Source organism: Thauera butanivorans NBRC 103042, from assembly GCF_001591165.1.
GTDB classification, from domain to species: Bacteria; Pseudomonadota; Gammaproteobacteria; order Burkholderiales; family Rhodocyclaceae; genus Thauera; species Thauera butanivorans.
This window is the reverse complement of sequence record NZ_BCUG01000116.1, coordinates 1-2,050: the sequence shown is the minus strand read 5'-3', so window position 1 is coordinate 2,050 and position 2,050 is coordinate 1. Positions and strand designations below refer to the sequence as shown.

At 55.7% G+C, this 2,050-nt stretch carries 3 protein-coding genes; 2 read left to right on the top strand and 1 reads right to left on the bottom strand.

Annotated elements, in window-relative coordinates; all coding sequences use genetic code 11:
- Window positions 1-565 (top strand): PDDEXK nuclease domain-containing protein (locus TBU01S_RS22565; protein ID WP_157659265.1); only part of this gene is annotated, 565 nt, incomplete at its 5' end.
- 334 nt (window positions 566-899) lie between these two features.
- A complete protein-coding gene (gene radC, locus TBU01S_RS22560; RefSeq protein ID WP_068639720.1) occupies window positions 900-1,409 on the top strand; it encodes a RadC family protein in 510 nt (169 codons plus the stop codon).
- A gap of 49 nt (window positions 1,410-1,458) precedes the next feature.
- Here the strand turns inward: radC and TBU01S_RS24235 are convergent.
- Window positions 1,459-2,050, bottom strand: a 592-nt coding sequence (locus TBU01S_RS24235) for a hypothetical protein (protein ID WP_439654565.1), incomplete at its 5' end; no start/stop codon positions are given.

The window sequence follows — 2,050 nt, the reverse complement described above, 5'->3', positions numbered from 1 at the left end:
CAAAGGTTCGGTGGCCAAGCCCGAGGATGCCGTCACGCCCAACGACGCGATCAAAGACCCGTATGTGCTGGAGTTCCTCGACCTCAAGGACGAGTATTCGGAATCCGACCTGGAAGCGGCTTTGATCCAGCGACTGGAAGACTTCCTACTGGAACTGGGCGAAGGATTCACCTTCGTGGGGCGGCAGCGGCGCTTGCGTATCGACCAGACCTGGTATCGGGTCGATCTGCTGTTCTTTCATCGGAAGCTGCGCTGCCTGGTCATCATCGACCTGAAGCTGGGCAGCCTGACCCATGCCGATGTGGGGCAGATGCATATGTACTGCAACTATGCCAAGGAGCATTGGGCCTACGCGGACGAGAATCCGCCGGTGGGCCTGATCCTGTGTGCTGACAAGGGCCATGCCCTGGCGCGATATGCGCTGGATGGCTTGCCGACTAAGGTGATGGCGGCGAACTACCGGACGGTGTTGCCGGATGCCGAACTGTTGCAAAAAGAGTTGGAGAATACGCGGCGTCTGCTCGAATCTCGCGGCACGCTGTCTCTCAAGGACGACAAGCCATAGTCATGTGTCCCGGCGTACCGCCGTCGGGCTCGCGGGCTGCTCCCCGTGCTTCGTGCCGAATCACAGCCATTCGGCGCTGATCCCTGACGCCTCCGGCCTGGATCGTTGATCCGGGCCTGCGCGTGCTTCGCACTTGCCAACGACGGGTGTGTGGCTGAGTAGGGTGTAGGCGGTCTTGCTGTTCCCTTCACCGTATCACGGCGTTCTCGCCGTCAATGACTTCGCGTGCTCGCACGCTTGCGGCCTGTCGGCCGTCTTCGATCCCTGACTGCTTGCGCTGCGCCGTGCTGGCCACGGTTCCGGGCAATTCCGCCCGAGCAACCGGAGCACGATCATGTCGCAACTGTCCTTTTCCTCGTTCGATGACGCTTTGCTGGTGCGTGACGCCCAAGGGCGCTACATGCCGGCATCGGTGGATCAAATTCTTGAAGCGGCACGCCAGGCCATCGAGCTGAAGATGCAGCGTGGTGCTGAGTTCACTTCGCCGGCGCTGGTCAAGGAGTACCTGCGCAACAAGTTGGCAGGCTTCGAGCATGAAGTCTTTGCGGTGCTGTTTCTGGATACGCGCCACCGGCTGATCGAGTACCGGGAGATGTTCCACGGCACCATCGACAGTGCATCGGTGTATCCGCGCGAAGTGGTCAAGGAAGCGCTACGGCTCAATGCTGCGGCAGTGATCCTTTCGCACAACCATCCGAGCGGGAATCCTGAGCCGTCGCAGGCCGATAAGGTGCTGACGCAGCGGCTCAAGGAAGCGCTGGGGCTGGTGGAGGTGCGCACGCTGGATCATGTCATTATCGCCGGTAGCGACACTGCGTCCTTCGCTGAACGTGGCCTGATCTAAGCCTGGGGCTTCGGCCCCTTTTGTCCCTTTGATATTAGAAAAATAGCGATCAGGGCATGATCTGGATTTGACTGGGTTCCAGCAACTTCTTGTCAATGAGTTCGGCTTGCGCACCTTCCGGATTGGCTGTGAACAATACAACACGCAAATCCTCCATCGCACGCGAGAATGACACGTATGCAAGTTTTTGCGTTACGTCGCGCTGCCGATCAGAGGGTTCACCGGCTGTTAGTGGCGTTAATGTTTTATTGAAACTGTATTGGTTCCACGCCGCCTCAATATCATCATAAACCACTAGGACTTTTGAGTACTCTTCGCCTTTGACTCCATGCTGAGTACTGTAGGCAGTGTTATTGACAATGAATTCAAAGTAGCATCCAATCTGCGCAGGCATCATTTGAAAAAAAGAATCTGCAAGCCAGTCTCCTTTATCTAGGCTGTGAATCTCTTCATCGAAAGATTCTGTCCTGGGATCGCGGTCAAGATTTTCGCAAAGTCTTTCGGATGGTTGAATAATTTGCTTTTCAACGCAAAATCGAAGGATGGGCCCAATTTTTTCTGTATTCCATAGGTCAACAAGCTGATTTACTAGCGATTTCGACGCTTCAATCATCAGCTTCAATGATTTTTCTGCATTTAAA

What these genes read in the sequence shown, in the direction of transcription:
- radC (WP_068639720.1), top strand. Translation starts at nt 900, where the DNA reads ATGTCGCAACTGTCCTTTTCCTCGTTCGATGACGCTTTGCTGGTGCGT.